General features: G+C 64.1%; 21 protein-coding genes. 4 read left to right on the forward strand and 17 right to left on the reverse strand.

Translation table 11 applies throughout. The features are described from left to right. Positions 1–11: 11 nt before the first annotated feature. The 7 genes from GXK59_RS20225 to GXK59_RS20255 all read right to left on the reverse strand — a co-directional run bounded on the left by GXK59_RS20225 (position 12) and on the right by GXK59_RS20255 (position 7,979). Complete coding sequence (locus GXK59_RS20225) at positions 12–743, reverse strand: fumarylacetoacetate hydrolase family protein (RefSeq protein ID WP_160669303.1); 732 nt, start codon at positions 741–743, stop codon at positions 12–14. 153 nt (positions 744–896) lie between these two features. Then, the gene (locus GXK59_RS20230; protein ID WP_202129244.1) at positions 897–2,378 is read right to left on the reverse strand and encodes an NAD-dependent succinate-semialdehyde dehydrogenase; all 1,482 of its coding nucleotides are present in this window, start codon (positions 2,376–2,378) and stop codon (positions 897–899) included. A 74-nt stretch (positions 2,379–2,452) separates the two neighbouring features. Next, a complete protein-coding gene (locus GXK59_RS20235; protein WP_237394035.1) occupies positions 2,453–4,138 on the reverse strand; it encodes a thiamine pyrophosphate-dependent enzyme in 1,686 nt (561 codons plus the stop codon). 529 nt (positions 4,139–4,667) lie between these two features. Then, a complete protein-coding gene (locus tag GXK59_RS20240) occupies positions 4,668–5,201 on the reverse strand; it encodes an NADPH-dependent FMN reductase (RefSeq protein WP_160669304.1) in 534 nt (177 codons plus the stop codon). A 35-nt stretch (positions 5,202–5,236) separates the two neighbouring features. After that, positions 5,237–6,049, reverse strand: a complete 813-nt coding sequence (locus GXK59_RS20245; RefSeq protein WP_160669305.1) for a carbon-nitrogen hydrolase family protein — start codon at positions 6,047–6,049, stop codon at positions 5,237–5,239. A gap of 60 nt (positions 6,050–6,109) precedes the next feature. Beyond that, positions 6,110–6,766 carry a GntR family transcriptional regulator gene (locus tag GXK59_RS20250; protein ID WP_160669306.1) on the reverse strand — a complete coding sequence of 219 codons (657 nt, stop codon included), beginning with the start codon at positions 6,764–6,766 and terminating at the stop codon, positions 6,110–6,112. Between the two features lie 130 nt (positions 6,767–6,896). Then, complete coding sequence (locus GXK59_RS20255; protein WP_160669307.1) at positions 6,897–7,979, reverse strand: LLM class flavin-dependent oxidoreductase; 1,083 nt, start codon at positions 7,977–7,979, stop codon at positions 6,897–6,899. Positions 7,980–8,515: 536 nt separating this feature from the next. Between GXK59_RS20255 and GXK59_RS20260 the strand changes: the two genes are divergently transcribed. Continuing rightward, positions 8,516–9,678 (forward strand): IS3 family transposase gene (locus tag GXK59_RS20260; protein ID WP_160664497.1). Its coding sequence is split into 2 segments (ribosomal slippage): positions 8,516–8,794 and positions 8,797–9,678, totalling 1,161 coding nucleotides; the frame shifts between segments, so codons are not numbered across the junction. Between the two features lie 24 nt (positions 9,679–9,702). Here the strand turns inward: GXK59_RS20260 and GXK59_RS20265 are convergent. Next, positions 9,703–10,353, reverse strand: coding sequence for a hypothetical protein (locus tag GXK59_RS20265; protein ID WP_160669308.1), 651 nt, complete (start codon positions 10,351–10,353; stop codon positions 9,703–9,705). Between the two features lie 182 nt (positions 10,354–10,535). On the opposite strand from GXK59_RS20265, the gene GXK59_RS20270 reads away from it, so the two are divergent. The 3 genes from GXK59_RS20270 to GXK59_RS20280 all read left to right on the forward strand — a co-directional run bounded on the left by GXK59_RS20270 (position 10,536) and on the right by GXK59_RS20280 (position 13,760). Next, positions 10,536–11,627: a tyrosine-type recombinase/integrase gene (locus GXK59_RS20270; RefSeq protein WP_160669309.1), complete on the forward strand. Its 1,092-nt coding sequence runs from the start codon at positions 10,536–10,538 to the stop codon at positions 11,625–11,627. A 4-nt stretch (positions 11,628–11,631) separates the two neighbouring features. Next, positions 11,632–11,982: a helix-turn-helix domain-containing protein gene (locus GXK59_RS20275; RefSeq protein WP_011689820.1), complete on the forward strand. Its 351-nt coding sequence runs from the start codon at positions 11,632–11,634 to the stop codon at positions 11,980–11,982. Between the two features lie 407 nt (positions 11,983–12,389). Further along, entirely contained in the window at positions 12,390–13,760 is a 1,371-nt protein-coding gene (locus GXK59_RS20280) for a hypothetical protein (RefSeq protein WP_232223691.1), read from the forward strand. Positions 13,761–13,819: 59 nt separating this feature from the next. On the opposite strand, the gene GXK59_RS20285 is transcribed toward GXK59_RS20280, so the two are convergent. From GXK59_RS20285 to GXK59_RS20325, 9 genes are all read right to left on the reverse strand, one after another. Beyond that, positions 13,820–15,238 carry an ATP/GTP-binding protein gene (locus GXK59_RS20285; RefSeq protein ID WP_160669350.1) on the reverse strand — a complete coding sequence of 473 codons (1,419 nt, stop codon included), beginning with the start codon at positions 15,236–15,238 and terminating at the stop codon, positions 13,820–13,822. A gap of 119 nt (positions 15,239–15,357) precedes the next feature. Then, complete coding sequence (locus GXK59_RS20290) at positions 15,358–16,866, reverse strand: SCO6880 family protein (RefSeq protein ID WP_160669310.1); 1,509 nt, start codon at positions 16,864–16,866, stop codon at positions 15,358–15,360. After that, positions 16,853–18,151: a type IV secretion system protein gene (locus GXK59_RS20295; RefSeq protein WP_160669311.1), complete on the reverse strand. Its 1,299-nt coding sequence runs from the start codon at positions 18,149–18,151 to the stop codon at positions 16,853–16,855. Before GXK59_RS20295 ends, GXK59_RS20290 begins: the two co-directional genes overlap by 14 nt. Before the next feature lies 1 nt (position 18,152). Beyond that, on the reverse strand, positions 18,153–18,908 hold the full coding sequence (locus GXK59_RS20300; RefSeq protein WP_160669312.1) for a hypothetical protein: 756 nt from the start codon (positions 18,906–18,908) through the stop codon (positions 18,153–18,155). Between the two features lie 27 nt (positions 18,909–18,935). After that, a complete protein-coding gene (locus tag GXK59_RS20305; RefSeq protein ID WP_160669313.1) occupies positions 18,936–19,205 on the reverse strand; it encodes a hypothetical protein in 270 nt (89 codons plus the stop codon). Positions 19,206–19,216: 11 nt separating this feature from the next. After that, a complete protein-coding gene (locus GXK59_RS20310; protein ID WP_160669314.1) occupies positions 19,217–19,828 on the reverse strand; it encodes a DUF6668 family protein in 612 nt (203 codons plus the stop codon). 33 nt (positions 19,829–19,861) lie between these two features. Continuing rightward, positions 19,862–21,292, reverse strand: coding sequence for a chromosome partitioning protein ParA (locus GXK59_RS20315; RefSeq protein WP_160669315.1), 1,431 nt, complete (start codon positions 21,290–21,292; stop codon positions 19,862–19,864). A 38-nt stretch (positions 21,293–21,330) separates the two neighbouring features. Continuing rightward, a complete protein-coding gene (locus tag GXK59_RS20320; RefSeq protein WP_160669316.1) occupies positions 21,331–21,849 on the reverse strand; it encodes a hypothetical protein in 519 nt (172 codons plus the stop codon). Beyond that, positions 21,846–22,877, reverse strand: a complete 1,032-nt coding sequence (locus GXK59_RS20325; protein WP_160669351.1) for a CHAP domain-containing protein — start codon at positions 22,875–22,877, stop codon at positions 21,846–21,848. Before GXK59_RS20325 ends, GXK59_RS20320 begins: the two co-directional genes overlap by 4 nt. Positions 22,878–22,995 lie beyond the last annotated feature (118 nt).

Below are 22,995 nucleotides of genomic sequence, written 5' to 3' on the forward strand. Positions count from 1 at the left end.
AACGGCGGTGATCAGCCGACAGAGTTGATCAGTGTGCCGATGCCAGCAATGGAGATAGCTGCCTCGTCTCCTTGCTGGACTTCCACGAAGGTACCGGGGGCGCCCGTCATGACAACGTCGCCAGCTTCTAGGGCCAACCACTTCGTGACATGGACCAGACAGTCGACCACACTTGAGGGCAGGTTGAAGGTGCCAGATCGTGCCTTGACCTGCCCATTGATCATTACGTCGATGGTGACGTCGTCAGGATCCGCGAGGTCCGTCTCAATCCAGGGCCCAAGGGGGGTGTACTTGGTCCCCGCTTTGGCCTGGAAGAGTCTTTCATCAATGGCCCCTTGATTGGCGTTGGTAACATCGTTGGCGATGGTGTAACCCAAGACGTGCGCCAAGGCATTATCCGATGTGAGGTGCGCAGCGCTCTTACCGATGACCACGGCCAGTTCGCCTTCAACGTGCACGGGCCCGATGCCGCGCTGTGCCCGGACGACGTCTGTCGGGTTTGCAATCGTGTGCACTGACTTGAGCCAAGGCTGCACAGGCAATGGATGGTCAAGGCCGTTGTGACCGACACCTACAATGACGGCGGGGCAGGCGGGGGCAAGCAGCTTGGCGCCTTCCGCGGGCGTTATTGCACCCGAGAAAGAGGGGACCTCCGCAAATGGATCATCAATGTGGTGCCACTCTTCGTTCAGATGGATGGCATGGCGGACGCCATCGGGGGTCTGTAATCGCGCAATACGCACGGCAACTCACTCTGCGGGGCTGGTTAGTTCGGGATTTCGGATACATTTTTCAGCGATCACCGCCAAGATTGCCCCCTTGACATGCGAACCTGTCAGGCGGCGCCCAGACTCTGGGACGCTGCTTTGATACTTTCGCGGGCAACGGCTAAGTGATCAACCGTTGTAGGGGTCGCTAATGCCGATGTATTGGGTGTTAAGGTATTCCTCCATGCCTTCGAGTCCGCCCTCGCGTCCCAGCCCCGACTGTTTCACTCCGCCGAAGGGTGCTGCGGCGTTGGAAATGACGCCGGCGTTCAGGCCGAGCATCCCGGTTTCGAGCTTCTCGCCCATCCTGATCCCGCGGTTCAGGTCCTTTGTGAAGACGTAAGCCACGAGCCCATATTCGGTGTTGTTGGCCAGCCTGACGGCCTCATCCTCGCTGGTGAACGTGGTGATCGGTGCCACCGGTCCGAAAATTTCCTCGGAAAGGATCCGGCTTTCTGCGGCTACGCCGATGAGAATGGTGGGTTGGTAGAAGTAGCCCGGTCCGTCCACCGGTGCACCGCCGAGTATGGCCGTGGCACCTGAGGCGAGGGCGTCGGCGACCAGCTCATGGACCTTGTCACGGCTCTTGGCATCGATGAGCGGACCCACTGTGGAGTCGGGCTCGGTGCCGCGGGCGGTGGTCATTTCCTTCATTTTTGCCGCGAACTTCTCAGCGAATTCGGCAGCAACTGTTTCGTGGATGATGAACCGGTTCGCAGCGGTGCAGGCTTCACCCATGTTTCGAAGCTTGGCGAGCATGGCTCCGTTGACTGCTGCATCCACGTCGGCATCTTCAAACACGATGAAGGGCGCGTTGCCACCCAACTCCATGGAGGTACGCAGTACCGTCTCAGATGCGTCGGCCAGCAACCGCCGGCCGACCTGGGTGGAGCCGGTAAAGGAGAGTTTGCGCAGTCTGGAGTCCTTGATCAGCGGCCCGGTGGTGGCGCCTGCGGTTGAGGACGGGACCACGTTCAACACACCGGCTGGGAGGCCTGCTTCGTGCATAACGGCGGCGAACAGCATGGACGTCAGCGGTGTGAGCTTCGCCGGCTTGAGGACCATGGTGCAGCCAGCTGCAACAGCGGGAGCGATCTTGCGGGTAGCCATGGCCAACGGGAAGTTCCACGGGGTGATCAGCAGGCACGGACCCACCGGCTTCTTTGTGACCAAGAGTCGGGATTTGCCGTCGGGAGAGACGGAGTAGCGACCGAAGGCACGGACAGCTTCCTCCGAGAACCAGCGCAGAAACTCAGCTGCGTACGCTACTTCGCCGCGGGCTTCTGCCAGGGGCTTGCCCATCTCCAGGGTCATCAGCAGAGCGAACGCTTCGGTACGCTCCGTGAGCAGCTCAAAGGCACGGTGCAGAATTTCCCCGCGCTCACGCGGGGGAACTTTTGCCCAGGACTCCTGCGCGGCATCTGCCGCGTCCAACGCTGCGACACCGTCTTCGGGGCCTGCATCGGCGATACTCAACAATACCTTCCCGGTAGCAGGGTCCTCGACATCGAACGTTCCGCCTGATCCGGCCGGACGCCACTGGCCATCGATATACAGCCCGGTCGGGACCGCGTCGAGGACATCCACTTCTACAAGTGCGGAAACACTCATCTTTTCTTCCATTCCAATTGAAACTTGTCTCGGGCAGCGCAGGGCATTGGGAGGTCGGCTGTGCCGCCGCTCCGCTAGTAGGCTTTGACCCTTTGTTCGACCACCAAATGAATCAGGGCAAAAACCCTGTCCTCGTCAATTGCACGGAGAGCAGCGTTCACTGCTTCCGGTACGTCGTGGTCTTTCTCTACGCGGATACCAAACCCGCCAAAGGCTTGCGCCATTGCGGCGAAGTCCGGGTTCCGCAGCTGCGTACCCGATACCCGCAAGGGGTGGTGGCGCTCCTGATGCGTACGGATCGTTCCGTATTCCTGGTTGTCCATGACAACAACGAGCGGCGTGGCCATGTATTGCGCAGCGGTGGCCAGTTCCTGCCCGTTCATGAGGAATTCCCCGTCGCCGGCGATGCTGACCACCCGCCGTCCTGGATGGGCCAAAGAGGCGGCAATCGCTGAGGGGACCGAGTAGCCCATGGAACCGTTCCTCGCGCTGATCATGGATGCATACCGCTCCGTCGGGAAGTAGCGGTGCGCCCAGTTGGTGTGCTCCCCGGCGCCGAAAGTGACCATCGCGTCCTCTGGCAAACCAGGAACCAGGTTGGCCATCAGCGTATCCATGCGAGCCAGACCTTCACCCGGGACGGCAGAGGGCAGCTTCGCGAAGGATTCCTGTTCCGCTCGCATCTTCGCAGTCCAGGCCCGCCATTCGTCCTTCACGGGAAGCTCGATTTTGGCCAGATCCCGCGCAAACACATCGGGCTTGGACACAATCTGGTAGGTGACGGCTCCCGAGCGGCCTCGAAGGGACGGGTCCATTGTGACCAGGAAGTTTTTCCTGTTCCAGTCTTGTCGGCACAGGAAGCCATCGGTGATAACGTCACCCGGGACAGTGCCGACGAAGACCAGCAGGTCAGTTTCTTCCAGGAGGTCGTACGTAGGGCGGGGACGCCCGTACCCGATCGGCCCGACGTATGAAGGGGAACTGAACGGGACGGTTCCTTCGGTGCGCCATTCGGCCGCGGCCGGGATGCTGTGCTGCTCCAACCAGGCCGTCAACTGGTCGGCGCCCTCCTGTGTCCAGTCGTTGCCGCCGGTGACAAACAGTGGTTTGGCCGATTCGGCCAAGGCGGCGGCCAACGCCTCGGCGTCCGCGGACGTCATGCCTCCGGCGGCAACCGGAATGGGCGGGTGGAGCGCTGCCGGGATCTGCTGCCGAATGACGTCCTCGGGAAGACCTATCACTACCGGGCCGGGGCGCCCGCTCATCGTGGCGAAGAACGCCTCGGCAACAATCTCCGAGGCACGCTCGGCATGGTCAAGGACCATGACGCGCTTGGCGCCGGTGCCGAACCAGGCCTTGATGTCAAACTCCTGGAAAGCTTCCCGGTCGCGGTGGGCGAAAGGAATAAGACCCACGAACAGAATCATCGGCGTCGAGTCCTGCCATGCGGTGTGCAGACCAACATGCGCGTTGGCGGCCCCGGGCCCCCGGGTCACCATGGCGACGCCGGGCAGTTGGTTCATTTTTCCGTCTGCCTCTGCCATGTAGGCGGCGCCGCCCTCGTGGCGGCAAACTATGGTTTCGATGTCGGAACCGTGCAGCCCATCCAGGACCTCGAGGAAGCTTTCACCCGGAACGACGTGGGCGCGCTTCACTCCGTGGGCAATGAGGCTATCGACTATGACATGCCCCGCGGACTTTTGGACGGTCGCCTGGTCGACGACCGTGTACTGGGGGGCTCTAACTGTCATCTGCGTCATATGCGGAACTCTCTTACTGGCGTGGTGCTGATGCTATTAGGGTGTGGCGTTGTGGGGCTTGCCCTGTAGGCATGGGGTACGCGTTCACGGGGCCGGGCCGTGGGGCTGCCGGCAGAGGCGCGGTGCCGGCCGTAGGACACGGACGCCCAGCGGAGGCTGCGTCTCTAATGAGGGCCACCCTGCGCGGGGATGTGCGTTCGGCACTGATGGTGACGATGCGCAGCAGGTAGCTTGTTTCGTCCGTCGGACAAGGTCCGCTGCAGCAGGAAGCACGATCGGGCCCCTTCACCTCCTCAATGACGAGGTCCTGCACCCCGTCCGGAGGGATCCACCCTCAGCAAGTGGGCCACGCTTGGTGGTGAAAATCTTTTCGGCATCCATGTCTGCGGGCGTGTTCCGGCGACAGATATATGTGAGGAGGTGGTTATCAACCGTCGGGGCTTCCTGTGGGCGGAGGATGGGGGCCCAGCCCAGGGACACTTCCATGGTTCTGTCGAGTGACATGTTTCTTTTCCCGGCTCTGTGGTGGTCAGGCAACCGGCGTGGACACCGAGGCGGCGACGTTGGCGACACGGCTGAGATTGGCGGCGTACTCAGCGGCCGCCTGCTCGGTGATTTCGTCCAGGTGCTCCATCTGGCTGGACACAAAGTAGAAGCCGCGGCCCGGGACGACCGCGCCGAGTTCGACCAGAAGTGGTGCGAGGCTTACCGACGGACCCATGGCGTGGGTGAGATCGCCTCCGGTATGGACGGGAATTGCCGTCACCCCGGACAGGCCATTCGTCGGATACCTGTCCAAGAAGGCCTTGAGAAGACCCGTGTAGGTGGCCTTGTAAGTGGGCGATGCGAAGACCACGAAGTCGCTCTCCGCGACGCGGGCGTTCAAAGCCGCCATCTCCTCCGACGGCCACGCGAAAATCTCCGCCGTGTGGTCGGCCAGATCGATGATCTCGAGCCGGTAACTGCCGGGCGCGAGGAGCTTCTCGACGAGGCTCTTCGCTACTTCCAGGGTCCGCGACTTGGGTTTGGGGTTGCCTACGACGATTGTTGCCTTTAGTGTCACTGTTTGTTTCTCACTTCTTCCTAGTCAGTACGTAGTTACGGCTTAGCCGAGCCCTGGAAATGGCGGGCGTTGGCCAGCACTGGAAGTTTTCCGCGGACGTCGTTGACCTGTGACGGGTCGATGTCGACAACGATCAGTTCAGGCTTGCCCCCAAGTTTCGCTAGTTCGGTTCCCAGCGGAGAGATCACCGCGCTGCGGCCGATCCCGGTGGGAGCAGCGCCCGCGGAGCCGGCACCGATAGTTTCGGGGTCCCCTTGGCCGCAGGCGACCACGAAAGTCGTGCTGTCCAGTGCGCGGGCCCGGACCAGCAGGTCCCACTGCTCAGCCTTACCTTCACCCGCACCCCATGAGGCACACACGATATTGACCTGGGCTCCCGCTCTGGCGTTGGCCGAAAACAGGGCCGGGAAGCGCACGTCATAGCAGGTGGCCAAGCCGAAAACCGTCCCCTTGAATTCAAAGGTCACAGGCCCCTCGCCGGCGTCGACGCTTTCCGACTCTTCGAAGCCGAAGGCATCGAAGAGGTGGACCTTGTCGTACGAGGTATCAACCCCCGGTCCTGCGACCAGCAAGGTGTTCCGTACCCGTCCGCCCTGTCCGGGCGTGAACATTCCGGCCACGACCACAATGCCCAGTTCCTCGGCGATCCCGCGCATTTGCTCGGCCCAGGGACCGTCAAGAGGCTCAGCGACATCGGCCAGGGAGTGACCAAAAGCCCGCATGACTGCCTCGGGAAACACGACGAGCTCGGCCCCGGCCGCTTTGGCTTCGGCGGCATAGTCCCGGACAAGATCGAGGTTTTCGGCCGGGTCGGCGCCGCTGATGATCTGGGCGACTGCGAGACGCATGGAAGAGCTCCCATCTGTTGTGTGCAATTTGGGGTGTCAAAGGGGACGGAAGTATGCCGGTCAGGTTCGCAGCAGGACGTTCCGGAGGGCGGTGAGATGTTCATCGATCGCCTTTTGCGCCTGAACGACATCGCCTGCCACTAGGGCGTCGAGAATGTCCTGATGTTCGGTGCATACGGCGTTGCGGCGCCCGATGGTTCGGCACACGGCCGAGACTCCCGCCAGGGTTTGCCGGACTTGGAGGTTGCTGTACGTACGGGATATCAATTCGCTTCCGGCGGCGTCGATGAGTTGTTGGTGGAACAACGTGCCAAGCCGGATGAAATGGAGGGCAGACTCCGGGTCGTCGTTGTCCGGGACAGCCTTCTGGAGGTCGAGTGTGTCCTGCATCCGGTCTGCGGGAACCCGCTGTTCGCTAATGATCAGCCGGGAGGCATGGCCTTCCAGGAGGCTGCGAAGTTCCATGAGTTCGGAAATTTCCCTGCCGGAGATTGCTGGCACGTAGGCGCCACGTTGTGGGATCAGCTCGACCAGTCCCTCGGAGACTAGAAGCATGAGTGCTTCGCGTACCGGGGTGCGGGAAATGCCGAGGTCGGCGGCGAGGTCCGCTTCCTTAAGGAATTGACCCTGTAATTCGGGATCAGTTAGGACACTTTCGCGCAGGTGCACATACGCCTTGTCACGGCCGGATGTAGCCGTGCCCGAGATCTTACCCATACCGAGGCCTTTAAGTACGTGACGGATAGATACAAGCCCTACCGGAGGCCAGCCGGGAACTTCCAAGGCTGATCCTGTCGGGCGACGTCGTCGCCGCGACAGGACCAGCCTGGCAGTGGATGTCGGTCTCTTAGGCGGGCTGGAGCGCGGCAAGCTTTTCGCGGACGAGCGGCAGGACCTTCTCGCCGAAAATCTTGATATCCGGCACGTAGTCCACAAACGTCATGAGCACGCCCGCCGCACCCGTATCACGCTCCATCGTGGCGATCTGCTCAGCCACGTTCTCGTAGGAGCCGTGAAGTACCGGGAAGCTCATGAAGGTCAAGTTGCCCTCTTCAGCAGGCGCAGTAAGCCCGGCGACAAAGTGTTCGCTGGTGCCTCCGGTCTGAGGGTCGAGAGAGGCGCTGCCAGCAACGTTTTTGAGTGCTTCCAAGTCACGACCGTCAATGATGTGCTGAGTCTTTGCGAGTGCCTCTTCGTCGGTCTCCGCGGCGATAACCGTAAAGAGAGCATAGCTGCCGACTGAACGCCCGACCCGCGCTGCTTCCTCGTTCATCGGCTTTGTGATCTGTGGCAAGAGCGCACGGTCGGCAAAGACGAAATTGTAGTCGCCGTGGTGCGCGGTGTACTCCTGACCCTTCTTTGACTGTCCGGCGGTAACGATGGGGAGTTCACGACCGGAGCTCGGCAGGCACGTCGCGTCCTGAATGTCGAAGAAATCACCCTTGAACGTAGTGCGGCCGTCTCGCCAGAGGCCACGCATGATCTGTACGTACTCCGCTGCATAGTCGTAGCGCCTGTCGTAGTAGTCGTCGCCTGGCCATAGGCCCATGGGGTCGTATTCAGGGCGGTTCCAGCCTGTTACAAGATTCACGCCTCCCCGGCCCTTGGCAATCTCATCGAAGGTCGCAAGCTGGCGGGCGGCAATGACCGGAGGGATACCGAGGATCGGAACCGTGGCGAATACATCGATCTTGCTGGTGTGGGCGGCGATGCCGGTAGCCAGGATGACCGAGTCGAGGCAACCATCCCAGTAACCGGTCTTGCCGCCAAAACCGCGATATTTGATCATCGAGAGGACAAAATCGAGACCGATGTTCTCGACCTCCTGGGCGATCTCCAGGCAGTGTTCAAAGGAGGGCTCGTACTGCGGCGCGTTTTCGGAAATGATGTATCCGTTTTGGCCATTCGGAAGGAAGACTCCGAGTTTCATTGCTACTTCTCCAATTTCATTGTTGGTGGATTGCGTGCGTCATGTTTGATGAACGCATGCGATTAGCTGGATCGTCCGTGAGGACAGGCGCGGCCGGCAATCGTTGGACTCGCATAGCTACCTGCGCCGGGCTTCGGCCTATACCGGGCTTGTACCGGCCTCCATCGGGGCATGCAGGGCGCTGTGCTGCCTGAGTGCTCCGCGCAGAGCTGCGTACAGGCCGCTGGCTACAACCACGGTTGCGATTGGGCCCCAGGTCGCACCCCAGGGGAAAGCACTGGTGAGAAAAATACCAATCACGGTGGCCACAGCCCAGGCGATCAGGCCCGGGTAGTGGACCTGCCGGTAGTGCTCGTCTCCGAGCAACCCGTGTTCTTCCTTCTGTGTCCGGTTGAGAAGAATGTGCGTGAGGGCGATTGAGACCCACCCGCTGACCAGAACTCCCTGCCAGGCCAAAGCAAGGAGGGGACTGCTGAAGGTTTGATTGACACTTTGCCTGTGAGGATTTGATCCTTGCGGGTGGAAGGATGTTCATCATGCCCAAAGCCTTTCCCGAAGAATTCCGCCGCGATGTCGTCGCGGTTGCCCGCAAGGGCGAAGCGCCCATCATCCAGATCGCCAAGGACTTCGGTGTCTCGCCCGCTGCCCTGCACCGCTGGATGAAGATCGCCGACAGAGAAGACGGCGTGAAGTCCGGGGCGGTGTCCGATGACGCCGCGAAGTTGCGGGAGGCCAACAAACGCATCCGGCTCCTGGAACAGGAAGCCGAAGTCATGCGCCGTGCCGTGGCCTACTTGTCCCGGGACATCAACCCAAAAAAATGATGTACCCGCTGGTCCGCGAGCTGGCTGCCAGGGACGCCCCGATCCGGGTTCCCGTGGCAGTGTCCTGCCGGGTACTGAATTTCTCCAGACAGGCCTACTACCAGTGGGCCGCCAATCCCGTCCCGGCCCGGGACTGGGAAGAAGCGCATCTGATCAACGCCGCCATCGATCACCACCGGGACGATCCTGCCTTCGGATACCGGTTCATCGCCGATGAGATCAACGCCGGTCCCGGCCCTGGGGCCAGTGAACGCCGGATCTGGCGGCTGTGCTCGGAGAACGGCATCCTCTCGGTGATCCACCGCCGGCGCCGGTCAGGGCTCAAGGCCGGCCCGCCGGTCCACGATGACCTCGTCGAACGGGACTTCAGCGCCACGGCACCGAACCGGAAATGGCTCACGGACATCACCGAGCACCACACCGGGGAGGGCAAGCTGTACCTGTGCGCGATCAAGGACCTTCACTCAAACCGGATCGTCGGGTACTCGATGGACGGGCGGATGAAAGCGTCCCTGGCCGTCGCCGCCCTGGACCACGCCGTGGCCCTCAGGAAACCGGCGGGCACGGTGGTCCACTCGGACAGAGGGTCCCAGTTCAGATCCAGAAAGTTCGTCCTGGCCCTGAACACCTACGGCCTGAACGGATCGATGGGCCGGGTAGGGGCATGCGGTGACAATGCAGCGATGGAATCGTTCTTCTCCCTGCTGCAAAAGAACGTCCTGAACCGGAAACGATGGGAGACCCGGGCCGAGCTCCGGCTGGCCATCACGACCTGGATCGAGCGCAGCTACCACCGCAAACGCCGTCAACGTGCCCTCGGACGGCTGACACCAATCGAGTTTGAGACAATAAAAAACGCGGCCTCAGCCGCGTAAGAAATTATCAACCCCAGCTGTCAACTAAACCTTCAGCAGTCCCAACCTCTTTAAGCCGGCTTTGTCACGGGGTGAACGGGGAGGGAATACGCCTTGGAATTTTGCGGCGATGAACCAATCGACCGTACCCATGGGTTTTTTCCTGGTGAAACCAGGGTGTGAGGCGGCTCGTTCGAATGTCGATCCCCATCGGCGGTTGGCGGCTGAGGCTACAGGCTCGACCCTGATATAAGTACCGTCCGGTGTCCTTGCTTTGTTCCTTAGATGATCCACGTCGTAGCCGATTGCTGCGAGAGAAGAGCCTCCCCGGTATCCGTGATGTTCCCGAAGAAATGACATAAAAGCACGCAAATAGCCACTGTATTCATTGCGTACCCAAAGAGACCGTGACGGGCGCGGATCCGACCCCTGGTGGGTGACAACCAGGACATCGTCCGGGTTGAATGAGGGCAGCGCTGACTTTACGCCAAAATGGCTCGTGCCGTCTTCAGATTTCCCCAATATCTTGTGCATGCGTTCAGCGGGAGCATAGACCGTCACAAGGCCCCATCGATGCCAGAGCTCAGAAAAGGCTGCCCGTCGATCTGCACAAATTGCTTCAAGTTCGCGGTCAGCAGGGTTGTTGCTGGTGAAAGGGTTCCACGCGGATGTGCTGGACAGCTCGGTAGGTCTCATCAGTTTCCCCCTTCTATCTCTATTCGCTCAGGTTCGTTGGCCTGTTCTGCGGCCGGGATTCGCGTTTGAGCAGGTGATTTCGGTTCGGAGCCCCTTGGGGCCCGAACCGACGAACCATCGACGAGAGTGACGGTTTGGGCGTAATGTCGACGCATGCTCGCTCCTTCTGAAGTTGGTAGCTGATGGTGCTGGTGGCGTTGCCCGGTGGCGGCGCCATGGATCCGGCGTTCTGGAGTGTGCAGGCGGCCGAGGATTTCGAGCAGGAGATCGTTGACCAGTACGCGCTGGCGATGGCAGCGGCTGGTTTGAGCGATCCGCATATCCGCAATACCCGGGCGACGATTATTGAATTCGCCCGGTCGGTGACGGGCCCGCTGTGGGCGGCGACCTGCCAGGACGCCGACCGCTTCCTGGCCGAACAGCGCAGGCTGGGTCGCAGTGTGAGCACCAGAGCCGGCAAGGCCGGGACGCTGGCGCTGTTTTACGAGTTCATGATCAGCCGTTACCAGGGCCGGATCCATCGGGTGGCCGGGGTACTGGTCGAGCAGCCCATCGATGAGTTCAACCGCCAGTCCGGGGCGTCGCTGGGCAACGTCAGAGTGCCGCCGTCCGATGCCGAGATCGACGCGTTCTTTAGTTGTTGGCGGCACTCGATCCCGCAGGCCCGCAAGTATCTGCCCGCCGCGCGGGACTACTTCGCTGCCTCGCTGTGGCGTCGGCTGGGGTTGCGGATCAACGAGACGGTGATGCTCGACATCCGGGACTGGCGCCCGGACCTGGGCGGGTTCGGCAAGCTCCACGTCCGGTTCGGCAAGGGAGCACAGGGCCGTGGCCCGAAGCCGCGTCTGGTACCCGCGATCAACGGCGCGGCCGAGCTGATCGACTGGTGGCTGGGCGAGGTCCGACACCAGTACGGCGAGGACTGGGGCGACCCCGACGCACCCCTGCTCCCCTCGGAGCGGTTCGACCGCGAGCTGGGACGATGCGGCCGGGTCGGTGGCAACGCGCTGCGGCGCAGCCTGGGCTTGCAGGTCGAGCAGTGGTTGCCGGCCTGGTCGGGACGGATGACGCCCCACGTTCTGCGGCATTACTGCGCCTCCTCGCTCTACGGGGCCGGAATGGACATCAAAGCGCTTCAAGAGCTGCTGGGGCATCAGTGGCTCTCGACTACCTCGGGTTACATCCACGTGCGCAGCGAGCACGTCGAGCTGGCCTGGAAGAACGCCAATGAGCGGGTCGAATCCCGCTTCGCAACCACACAGAAGGAAGGATGATGCCGTGCTGTGGAATCTGCGGATCAGAGCCGCCGAACGCGGGGTCTGGAAGTCAGCGCAGATGCGCCGGATGCTCGCCGATGCCGGGCTGGAGATCAGCGCCGGGAAGATGTCCTCGTGGTGGGCCGGGACACCGGCGACGATGAGACTCGAAGAGCTCGACGTGCTCTGCTCAGTGTTGAAGTGCACGCCGACGGACCTGATGAGCCCCGAGCCGGACAAGGTCGCGGCACGTCGTCCACGCGCCACCGAGACCGTCAACGGCGATGACCAGGGCCACGGCGCCGGCAATGGCGGGGCATCGCCGGTCGTCACGCCGAGATTCGGCAAGCCGCGGTCCGAACCGCCCCTATAGGCAGGGCTGTTGTGAGTCCTGCCCCGGGCCCGACGGCGCCGCTGCGGCCGCCATCGATGTGCCCCCGCTGCCAAATCAACCGTGTCGCCTGGACCTTCCCTCGGGTGGACTATTGCTATGTCTGCCTTCCCGGCGGGCCGTTCATTGCACCGCCGTGCTCCAAGTGCGGAACCGACATGGGCTACTTCAGCCAGGGCATGTGTGCCGGCTGCCATCCCGGCAGCCCACAATACCCAGGCTCGTGCAAGGACTGTCTGGCGTGGGGTGTCTACCGCCGCTACAAGTGGACGTGCTGGCCGTGTCGATGGTGGCGTTCCCACTACCCGGAAGGAGTCTGCGACTTCTGCGGGCGCGCCGCCCGTGTCGGAGAGCGGCGGGCCTGCCGGCTGTGTCTGGAGCAGGCCCGAATGGTCCAGGAGCCCGGACACGGCCTGGACCTGGCCGGCGCGAATAGGGATGGCCACCAGCTCTTCTTCGCCAACATGAGCTTCCACCGCCGCGGAGCACCACACTTGAGCCCGGACCAGCGCGCCCCATGGAAACGGCGGGACAAGAACAACCCGCCCGGCCCCGGATCTGCTGCCGACCACGGCGGGCAGATGACGTTGTTCGATATGGCGCCCGATCCCGCCGTCGTCGCAGCGCGTCTCCGCCTCGAAGAAAGGGACCTGACCCGCTACTGCGCCGCCATCGTCCGTGAACACGCCGAGAGGGCCGGCTGGAGCAAGCGGCAACGCAACGACGTAACCCGCTCGCTGCGGCTGCTGCAGGGTTTCCGGCTCAGCCCGACCGCGAAGATCCGCGCCACCGACGTCCTCCAGCTGCGCCAATACTCCGGCAACGTCCTCTCCACGATCGACGTGCTGGCCGCGGCCGGCCTGCTCATCGAGGACCGGCCGACCCGGCTCGAACGCTACTTCGCTGCCAAGACCAGCACCCTGCCACCGGTCATGAAGGACCAGCTCGAGGTGTGGCTGCAGGTCCTGACCAACGGCGCCCACCAGGCGCCACGGCAGATCCCGCGCGACCCACAGACCATCAGGGCGCACATCATGGGCATCGAACCCATCATCCACGCCTGGGCCGGAGCAGGCCTCCAATCCTTCGCCGAGGTCACCCGCACCGACATCACAGCCGCGCTGGACGAAACGACGGCCCGCCGCCACATCGCCGGGAACGGACTCAAGTCGCTCTTCACGACCCTCAAAGGCCGCCGGCTCATCTTCGCCAATCCGACCCGCGGGATGAAGGCGTCCCCGAAGGCCAGCACTATCCCTCTCGCCCTGGACGCCGCAGCGATCCGCGAGGAGCTGAACTCCCCGAAGCCGGTCGTCGCCCTCGCGGTTGCCTTGGTCGCCTTCCACGCACTGACCAAGAAACAGCTCAGCGAGCTGCGCCTCACCGACATCAGCGACGGACACCTGGTACTCGGCACCCGCGACATTCCGCTGGCCGCGCCCGTGCGCACCCGCCTGGCAGCCTGGCTCGACCAGCGCAACCGAACCTGGCCAGGCAGTGCCAACCCGCACCTGCTCATCAACCGGCGTACGGCGCCCCGGCTCCTGCCCGTCAGCCGGCAGTACCCCTGGACCGGATTGACGCTGCGGCCCCAGGCGCTGCGCGAGGACCGAATCCTCCACGAGATCCACGCCACCGGCGGCGACATCCGCCGCATCTGCGACCTGTTCGGGCTCAGCGTCGAAGGCGCCACCCGCTACCTCAACACCGTCGAGCACCCCGACCTCACCCTTGAAGGCGAACAGGTTCCCCGAACCTGAGCACCCACACCCGCTGCAACCCCCGGGCATGCTCAAGTTCCCGCCAAAAGCGTCAAAATTCACGCGAACTTCTCAACGTTTTCACGCCACTTCCCCTCCGTGTCGTTGACTCCATCCGGGCCTTGCTCCAAAGATGTCAGTCCCACCAGGACCGGGATCCCGGGCCGGCCACCGACCTTGATCAGGAACTTCCCACGTCCGGGAGGTTCGACGTCGAGCCCGCGTGAGTCCCAGGCGGGCGGGTCCTGCCAGGAGATGAGCTTCTGCTGCTCCTGCCGGGACAGCGGAATGGCCGAGGTCAGCAACGGCATCTCGGAGGCCGGGAGGCCACCGCAGATCACCATGCCGGAGCGTTCCACGAATCCGCGGGCTTTCATCCGGTCCTCTTCCGCCGGCAGCGCCAGCAGGTCGGACATGGTGTGGGAAATCATGATCTGACCGACACCGACGGAGCGGTTCAACCGGGTCAGGGCGTCCACCCGGTCCACCATGCCTTTACCGGCGCGCAGCGCCCGCCACAGCTCATCCAGGACCACGAAGTAGTTCCGGCGCGGTTCCAGGCCGGCGTCCGCGAGGGCGTTGGCGACGTTGACGGTGCCGAAGCCGTAGGACCAGCACGCGAGCAGAATGGCAGCTTGGAGGTCGGTTTCGGTCTCGTCAATGCTGGAGACATCGAAGACCACGGCGCGGTCGCGCATCATGGGGTTGGTGGTGTGTCGGGAGAAGATTTCTCCGAGCTTCCCGCCGCCGGTCAGGCCCAGCAGGGTTGCTTCCAGTGCCCGGGTTTCCTGCAGGTAGACGTCCATGTCGCCGCGGTCCAAAGCGACCTGCCGCAGCTCGTCCGGTGCGGAGATGATCACGTCCAGAAGGTCCTTGAGGACCGGGACGCCGTCGAACCGGTCATCGAGGACCCGCAGGGCCCGGTCCAGGATCGTCTGTTCCTGATCGGTGGGCGGGTTGTTCCGGCTGATCGTGATCAGGGAGACAACCATGGTCAGGCGCCGGCCGTGCGCGTCAGCGCGGACCCGGGTCGCGTCCTCATGGTGGCCGCTGTCTTCGAGCAGCTGCGCGGCTTCGACGGCCTGGCCGGGATCGAGGATGTTCAGGTAGCCCACTCCCCGGCCGAGCCTGATGACCTGGCCGCCGAGAGCCTGGACCGCTTTGACGTGCTCGCCTTTCAAATCCCCGAGGATCAGAGGGTGAACACCCTGGGCGGAGAGCCCGATGAACATCCGGCGCACCACGGTGGACTTGCCCAGCCCCGGCTTGCCCAGGATGAACGCGGACGGATTGGAAATCAGCCGCGCCCGCTGGAACCAGCTGATCGGGTCACAGCAGACCGTGGCCTGGGTCTCCTCATGGCGTCCGAGCGGGACGCCGATCATGGGCGAGGACGCCCCGGAGGAAAACGGCCACAGCCCGCAGACCTGGACCGTGGTTCCCCGGTATTCCTTCACGGACGGCACGAGGGCGGCCATGCCGCCGCCGCGCCCGGTCCAGCCCCGGGCAGAGGGCCCGGGCTGACGCTGTGCCGTCTCACCCTTCTTCTTGGGCGCACCCTTTACTGTCTTTGACGTCAAAAAGTCCTTGAGAGCCACTAGAGCGCATCCTTGATTTCGGAGGGCAGGAGGCTGTGCTTGGGAAGGACCAGACCCAGCGGCAGGGACGCGGCGAACGCGGTGTCCTGGGCGCCGTAGGCCCGGCGCAGCAGCACCCGGGCGGTGCCCGAGGTCTGTTCCACGGCGGCCACGGCATCGGCGAGGCGTTCCTTGTCGGTCACGGTGGCCGTGACGACCATGCCGAAGTTCACCAGCCCGGCACCCTGGGCTTCTTCCTGGGCGGTCTGCACGGCGGAGCGGGCATCGACCAGGGCACGGGCGGACGGGCGGCCCCCGGAGGTGATGCGGACGTTGGCGTTGTTCTGGTCCCGCTCGACCACGGCCGCGGCCCGGGCCGAATCCATCGGCCGGTAGAGCAGGGAAACGCGCTTGCGGTCGATGTCCCCGTGCGGGGCCAGCAGCCGGGACAGGACCGAGGAGTTCACCGAACCGCGCGGGGCACCTGTCATGGTCCATGAGACGGAGAACGCACTGTCGTGCCGGTAGTCATCCCAAGACGCCTGCGTCGCGGAGGGGCCGACTTCGCCCCAGGTCAAGGAAACCGGGGAGCCGGCGGAGTGCGCTTCGTCAATGATCAGCGCGGCGGGCGGATCGTAGGCGATCCGGACGACCTCGCAGAGTTCCTGCGCGGACATCGGACGGGCGATCCCGGCACCGGTGGACTGCAGCCGGGCCGACAGCCCGGGGATCCGGGACGCGAGGTCCCGGGCCACATCTTCAGGTGTGCGCTTCTTCGATCCTGCCCGCAGGGAGGCGTAGAAGGACAGGGACACCCAGGCCCGGACCGTGGCCGACCCTTCCGGATACGTGTTCACGACCTCGTTGAGCACGTCTTTGGCAAACTCCGGGGCGTTCGGGTCGATGTTCATCATGACCTCATTGCGGAGCCGGTAGCCCGAATCCGGTGCGGTCTCCACCGTCACCGCGGCGGCGTCCAGACCCGCTTCATCCCCGAGGCCGGCGAGCCAGCCGCCCCAGTTCGCCACCCACGCATCAACCTGCTCCGGGTCCACCAAGGACGCACCGTCGGGTTCGGTGGAGAAGATCACGGTGTAATGGCTGGTGGAAGGCACATGCAGGAGGGCGAACGGGCGCTTGTAGGAGTCGGTGAATTCATACAGGGTGGACTTCGCCGCGAGGCCCGGGAGCTGGTACATGCCCCAGGCCGTGACCCCGAGGGGGCCGGAACGGTAGAGGTTCGTTCCGGAGGACTTGGCGAGACGGAAGCTCATCCGGGTTCCGAACCGGTCAACAACGGACTGGCCGTGCTTGTCCTTGACCGTCAGCAGCAGGGCGGCCGCCCCGGCGACGGCCAGGACAGCAAGGCCCGGGAGCAGGCCCCAGATGGCGAAACTGATGATGCCCAGCAACAACCCGGCCATGACAATGCCGGTGCCGATAGCTCCGAGGTTGCCCAGCCCGGCCGAGCGCGGGACGCGCCAGTTGCCGTAGGACGGTTCCTTGTATTCGGTATTAATTGCTGCCACTGGGGCCCTCCGCTGTTTCTGATTGGCCGGTTGAATCCTGCGCGGTCTGTTGTGCGGCCCGGGAAACCCTGGACGCTGCTTGTGCTCCTGCGGCGATGGCCATGCCGGCCGGGCCGGCGGCTGACGCTGCACCCGACGCGGCGCCTGCACTGCCGGCGGCAGCTCCTGCCCCTGCACCAGTAGTGCCTGCTGCGCCGGCTGTGGCGGCGCTGGTGGCCCCGCCCGGACCGGTCGCTCCGGGTGTGGGCTGGCCGCCATTGCCCCGGGGTCCGGTTGTTCCGGTGCTGCCCTTCGGAGATACAGCTGACTGGTTGGTTTGTGTGCTGGCCGGTGTCGGGGCGGAGTTGCCTTTACCGCTCCCGCTGCGGCCCATGGAGACGGCGCCTGTGGCCATGGCCCCCACGGCAGCCCCTGCTCCTGCTCCCCCGCCGGACGCGACCGCCCCCACCATCGGGGTGACGAAACGCATCAGCGCCGGCAAAGCGAACAGCGCGACGATCATCAACGTGAAGCCCGTGATGGAAGTGATCAATGAATCCTTCCCGCTGTTGTTACCCATGAGGAGGAATGCGACCGAGTAGACAATGGCTGCGGCAGGTTTGTAGAGGATGAACGCGATAGTCCAGCCAACTGCTTTCTGGAACCATTGCCGTCCCATCTCGGTGTTGGTGAAAGCTGCGGTGGTGGGCAGGATGCCCGCGAGGATCACCAGCATGCCGCTGCGGACCACCATCAGAACGATCTGGACGAGGGAGGCAATCAGACCGATCAAGCCCAGAACGATGAGGATGAACACGCCAACCCCTGTCTGGCCGGACACGACCAGGAGGCTCATCGACTCGGCAAAGCCCTTACCGTCCGTGGAACGCTTGATGATCTCGGCCGAGAAAGCATCTGCGGCGATGACCAGGATCGAGATGACTCCGAGGCCAAGCCCCGAGACCAGGGCCAGCGTGATGAGGGACCGGAGCAGATCCTTGAGCGGTGCTCCGCGTTGTTCCCAGATCATCCGGATGCCACCGAGAATGACCGCGAGGACCGCCAGCGTCAGAGTCCAGACCATCAATTCGCTGTTCACCACCGAGACGACGGGACTCGGCGTCGCACCGTCAGAGCTGGCCAGGTTCACCGTGGGCATGGACACCCAGAAAGTCGACAGAGTCGTCACCATCTGGCTCATGCCCTCCATGATCGAATTCGCCAGGTTTGTTATGGCGTCGTCAACTGCTCCGGCTGCGATGTTCCCCGCGACGCACGTCAGCTCCCCCCATTTGCACTCAGCCATCTCAGACGCCTGACCAGAGAATGAAACCGCTGAGGTCGCTGAGCTGGGAGACGCCGCTGAAAGTTACCCCGTCGTCAGCCGGCTTCACTTTCCAGTCACCGTCCATCCAACGCATCGACAGGATCGTATGGACCAGGACTCCTTTGTTTGTCTCAAAAGCTAGGTCCACATTGGCCTCCGAGGCCGTGTAGGACTTGATGGAGAAACCCTTGACCTGAATGGTTGTGTCGGATCCACTGGAGGCACTCGAGCTCGCGGCCTCCTTCATAGCAGCGTCGCGTCCGTTGCCCGGAACGAGGAGCTTGTCCGCCAGCTTCACCTCAAGTTGCGGCGAACCCGCCGAGCCCAGTGCGCCAACGTTCATGGCGGAATAGAGCGCCCCGGCCGGTGAATGCGCAAAGCAAGACCGGAATCCGTCTGAGTCGGTCTGTCCCGGGCCGGAAGTCTTGGGGTCGGTGGGTACGGCCATTTTTCCAACGAGTTCCCACTTGGACTTCGGCGCTGTTCCCAGGGCTGTCTCGGTGCTTGACGGCAGCCCGCAGATGCTTTTTCCCGCCGCGTCTGCTGACTTTGTCGGTGTTGCGGAGGCGCTGTCCGGCGATGCAGCGGGGCCCGGCTGGGCGTTGTCCTGTCCCTTGGGGAGCAGGAAGATGACGACGGCTGCTGCAATCAGCGCGACCACCAGCGCGGCAGCAATGATGAAACCGGGTTTGGTGAACGGATTGCTTTCGGTGGTGCTCTCTGTTGACTGGCTCATGGTGAACCTCCCGTTGTTGGTGCTGGTTTAGACGAAGGCGCGGACGATGCCGGAGGCACCGGTGATGATGATGCAGCCCATCAGGACCCAGCCGAGCTTGCCGATGGCCTGAGCGCCCTCGCCGCGCTGGAGCTGGATAACCATGCCGATGCCGACGATGATCACGCCCAGGACACCGAGGACCAGGCCGATGCCGGAGGCCCAGTTCAGGATCGTGAGGAGGCCACCCGCCTGTGCCGGGACAACGGGGGTGGGGTTGGGGATGACGCTTGTTGCAAGTACGGAGAGGGAGTTCATGGTGAGACCTTTCAGTGGGTGGTGCCGGTTGTGGTGTCGGTAGCCAGGGCGGCTAAGTCAGTGATGAAGCGTTGGTACTCGCGGGCCGCCGGCAGGGTGGTGGAGTCTCCGTGCCGCCAGGCTTCTACCCAGGGCAGGGTCCAGTACCGGGGGGCTCCCCCGCCGACGATGGCGGCGAAGTCCCGTAAGGGTTTGGGAGTTTTCCCCGGTGCGTCCGCAAGTACGGCGAGGCCGAGCAGATCAACCGCGGGCGCCGCGCCCGATGCCCACTGCATCAGGGCGCTCTGTGCCGCTGTCAGGCCGCGGATGTCTGCGCGGCAGACCAGCAGCACCCGGGGCTTGCTGCCGTCCTGGAGGACAGGCCAGCAGTGGGTGGCGCGTCCCCCTCCGATCAGGTCAGCGATGCGGCTTTCACCGGATCCACCGTGGGCCCCGGTGACCCACAGTGCTGCGGAGCCGGCGACGGTGCGGCGGGCCAGACGGTCTGCGGCGTCCGGTTCGACCATTCCCCTCAGAGGTTCACTGATCACGGCCTCCGGCGGCTCGTGAGCTTCCGGGGCTGCAGTGTCCGCGCCGTCGGCCGGGGCCGGGTGGGTGATCCAGGGGTTCAGGGACTGTTGCATGGTTGCCTCCTTTCAGAGTCCGTGGTGGGTGGTTTAGAAGCCGGCGGCGACGGCGGCCGCGGCCGCCAGCCATGCCCGCTGGGTGGCGGGCTGGAGGGCTTCGTAGCGGATGGGGCCGTTGACCAGTGCCGGATCGTAGGGAATCCGGACGACCGCGCGGACGAACGGGGCGAAGCCGTCAGCGATCCGTTGGGCCTCGTCCTTGGCCCGCTTCAGCGCCTCGCCGCTCATGCTGCGCTTGGCGTCGGTGGATTCCGAGACGATGACTACGGCGTTGCGGGCGAGTTCCGCGTCGTGCCCGCCCCGGGATTCCAGGGTCTGCAGCGTCAGTCTGGCGGCTTCTGCGCGGTCCTCGATGGCGGTGACGGGGACGACGAGCTGGTTGGTGTGGTCGATCATCCGGCGCCAGTTCGCGGCCCTGGCGGTGTTGCCGGAGTCCATGACCACGAGGCGGTAGTAGCGGGTGAGGACCTGGTGGGCGATGTCGACTTCCTCGGCGGTGACTTCGTGGTCGCCTTCTTCGTTTTCATCCGAGCGGAGGACGTCGAACTTGTCGGCGGTCTGGTGGTGGACGAACTTGGCGATTTCGGCGGCGTTCGTGGATGGGGAGAGCAGTTCGGTGGAGGCGTCGATCAGGTCCAGGACGCTGCGGTCGTGGGCGCCCTTTTCCGTCCGCCATCCGAGGGTGCCCTGGGATTCGTTGTTGTCCCACGCGACCGTGGCCGCGCCGCTGTAGCGGGCGAGGATGGCCGAGAGCATGACCACGGTGGGGGTCTTGTTGGCCCCGCCCTTGCGGTTGACCACGGCGATGGTCCGGGGGCCGGGCCAGTGCTGGCTGACCGTGCGGATGTCCTCGCGTTCGGTGAGTTCTTCCTCGGAGGGATCCATCCGGAGCCCCAGGCGTGTGAGTGTTCCGCGCCAGCCTTGGGTGGCAGGTTCGAGGACCGGGGCGCTGACCAGGAACGAGGTTTCCTTCAGGCTGCGCCGGGTTGGCGCGGCTTCCTCAACAACGGCAGCTGTCTGTGGTTCCGGGGTGGCCGTTGCGGGGGCGGGCGGCCACGGCTGGGCGTCCACCGATGCGGCAGGGGCAGGAACCGCCATGGGCTCGGGTGCGGGTGCGGTCTCAATGATGGCCGGCGCTGCGGTCGCGGGCGTGGTTTCGGGGGCTTCTGCCCTGCGGCGGGCCGGAGCGGGCTCGTAGGAGACGGATTCGATCTTGTTGTCCGGGCGCACGATGAGTTCACCGTGTCCTTCGGGGTCCTCGATGCGGACCCGGACGGGGCGCTGAAGGGTCTGGGCTTCACCCACGATGAGGGCCAGGGCGTTGTTGCGGAGTTCCTGCATGGAGTCTCCGGCAGGGACGATGCGGGAGTTGCCCGCGACGATGACCTCGGCGGTGCCGTTGTCCCGGACGATGGCCCTGATGTTGGGAAAGGCCATAACTTGCGTTGGTGTGGTGCCCATGAGCTTCTTCCTTACGTGTGTGGGGGACGTGCCGGCCTTTAGGAGGCGGGCGGGGTGAGTCGGTTGACCTTCCACGGGGCGTCCTTGCCGGTGCGGAGCAGCTGCACCGTGTAGGTCCCGGCGTTGGTGGGGACCGCGGCGGTGACGCCGAAGCCGTTGGTTTCATCGACGCTGAGGGTGGCGGTCCCGGTGACGCGGGATGCGGGGATGTTGGCCGGGTCCACTGCCGAGTAGTCGGCGGTGGCCTGTGGGGTCAGCCAGCGGGCCAGGTCGTTGGCCCACTGCTTGTCCTCCACCGTGGGACGGGCGAAATCCGTCATGGCGTTCTCTGCGACGTCCATGGCTTCGTCCTTGCTGGCCTGATCCCAGCTGATGCCGATGGTGGCGGGGATAGTGCCGCCCGGTGCCTGGGGTCCGCTGTTGGCGCTCAGGGAGACCTGCGCGGATGAGGTGGGGCTGGCGGCCGCTGATACCGACGGCGCTGCCGGGGTGTTGCCTGCCGGTGCGCACGAAACGCAGAGCAGCGCCACACCGATCAAGGTCACGGGCTTTTTCACTTTTTCTCCTCTTGGGTGGGCAGGTACAGGAAAGCGGAGGGGACGGTGTTGGCCACGGTCCGGGTGTAGTAGCTGTGGTCCGCCGGGGCCGGGTTGCCGTTGTAGCCCTCTTCCAGGTAGGTCCCGTCAGCGTTGACGGCCTTCACCACGGCGACGTGGCCGAAGTTCGGGTCCGCTCCCCCGGCTCCGGGCGCGTACCAGACAACGGCGCCGACCCGGGGCGTGCTGCCGGAGTCCCAGCCCTTTGCGTCCCAGCCGGCCTTCCAGGTCAGGGCCGAGCCGAGCCCCTGCCCGTCGGGGCGGAAGGAGCCGTTGAGGAACTTGAACGGAGCTTTCGTTGAACCCATCTGCTGGTTGACCCGCCAGAGGGCGAAGTCCACGCACTCGCGGTAGTACATGCCGAGAGGCGAGGTACTGGACGCGTTTGCGCCGGCCTGCAACCAGGTCGGGGAGTTCTTCCACGGGTAGTCGTCCCCCGCGCCGGACCGTCCGGGGACCGCGCAGTCGCTGCCCTGCAGGGAGAACTTCGAGTTCGAGAGCGCCTGGACGAGTTTGACGGCCTCGGGCCAGTACTTCTGATAGTGGTAGGGATCGGCGTTGCGCTGGACCCTGTTGCCGGCAATGGTCGGTTCCAACAGCTCCCAGCCGGCCACGCCTTTCAGGGCTTTGATGAAGTTCGTTGCGCTCGTGGTGGGGTTCATGCGGTCTGCGTGGGAACCCCACGCGCCGTTGTCGCGCTGCTGGAACAACCCCCGGGAATCCGGACCCGCGCCGTCGCCGGTATCCAGGACCCGCAACCCCGACTCCCCCAGGGCCACCATCACGCTGATGACCTGCCCGTTTACCGACAAGTCCAGCGCCTTTCCGGCGCCCATGATCGCTGCGGCATTCTGCAGCTGCTCCTGGGTGTAGCCCTCAACCTTGGTGTCGGCGCTGATCGCGACGGAAACGGCCGGGCCGCAGTCGGCCGCAGCAGGTGTCGGCCCGAAGAGCAGAACCATCGACAGGATCAAACCCAGGAAGAGCATCGGCACAATAGCCGCAGTGCCGATCAGAAGTCCTTTTGGCTTCACGATAATTCCCCCTCTTGGTTGTCCTGGCGGACACTTGCAATCAATAGCATCATTTTTATAGTGATGCTAACAT

Origin of the sequence: Pseudarthrobacter sp. ATCC 49987 (assembly GCF_009928425.1) — a bacterium.
GTDB lineage: Bacteria > Actinomycetota > Actinomycetes > Actinomycetales > Micrococcaceae > Arthrobacter.

Bases quoted from the DNA above. Each gene is read 5' to 3' on its own strand.
- GXK59_RS20230 (WP_202129244.1), bottom strand. From the start codon at position 2,378: ATGAGTGTTTCCGCACTTGTAGAAGTGGATGTCCTCGACGCGGTCCCG.
- GXK59_RS20235 (WP_237394035.1), bottom strand. From the start codon at position 4,138: ATGACGCAGATGACAGTTAGAGCCCCCCAGTACACGGTCGTCGACCAG.
- GXK59_RS20245 (WP_160669305.1), bottom strand. From the start codon at position 6,049: ATGCGTCTCGCAGTCGCCCAGATCATCAGCGGCGCCGACCCGGCCGAA.
- GXK59_RS20250 (WP_160669306.1), bottom strand. From the start codon at position 6,766: ATGGGTAAGATCTCGGGCACGGCTACATCCGGCCGTGACAAGGCGTAT.
- GXK59_RS20255 (WP_160669307.1), bottom strand. From the start codon at position 7,979: ATGAAACTCGGAGTCTTCCTTCCGAATGGCCAAAACGGATACATCATT.
- GXK59_RS20265 (WP_160669308.1), bottom strand. From the start codon at position 10,353: ATGAGACCTACCGAGCTGTCCAGCACATCCGCGTGGAACCCTTTCACC.
- GXK59_RS20270 (WP_160669309.1), top strand. From the start codon at position 10,536: ATGGTGCTGGTGGCGTTGCCCGGTGGCGGCGCCATGGATCCGGCGTTC.
- GXK59_RS20280 (WP_232223691.1), top strand. From the start codon at position 12,390: ATGGTCCAGGAGCCCGGACACGGCCTGGACCTGGCCGGCGCGAATAGG.
- GXK59_RS20285 (WP_160669350.1), bottom strand. From the start codon at position 15,238: ATGGCCGCCCTCGTGCCGTCCGTGAAGGAATACCGGGGAACCACGGTC.
- GXK59_RS20295 (WP_160669311.1), bottom strand. From the start codon at position 18,151: ATGGCTGAGTGCAAATGGGGGGAGCTGACGTGCGTCGCGGGGAACATC.
- GXK59_RS20300 (WP_160669312.1), bottom strand. From the start codon at position 18,908: ATGAGCCAGTCAACAGAGAGCACCACCGAAAGCAATCCGTTCACCAAA.
- GXK59_RS20305 (WP_160669313.1), bottom strand. From the start codon at position 19,205: ATGAACTCCCTCTCCGTACTTGCAACAAGCGTCATCCCCAACCCCACC.
- GXK59_RS20310 (WP_160669314.1), bottom strand. From the start codon at position 19,828: ATGCAACAGTCCCTGAACCCCTGGATCACCCACCCGGCCCCGGCCGAC.
- GXK59_RS20315 (WP_160669315.1), bottom strand. From the start codon at position 21,292: ATGGGCACCACACCAACGCAAGTTATGGCCTTTCCCAACATCAGGGCC.
- GXK59_RS20325 (WP_160669351.1), bottom strand. From the start codon at position 22,877: ATGCTCTTCCTGGGTTTGATCCTGTCGATGGTTCTGCTCTTCGGGCCG.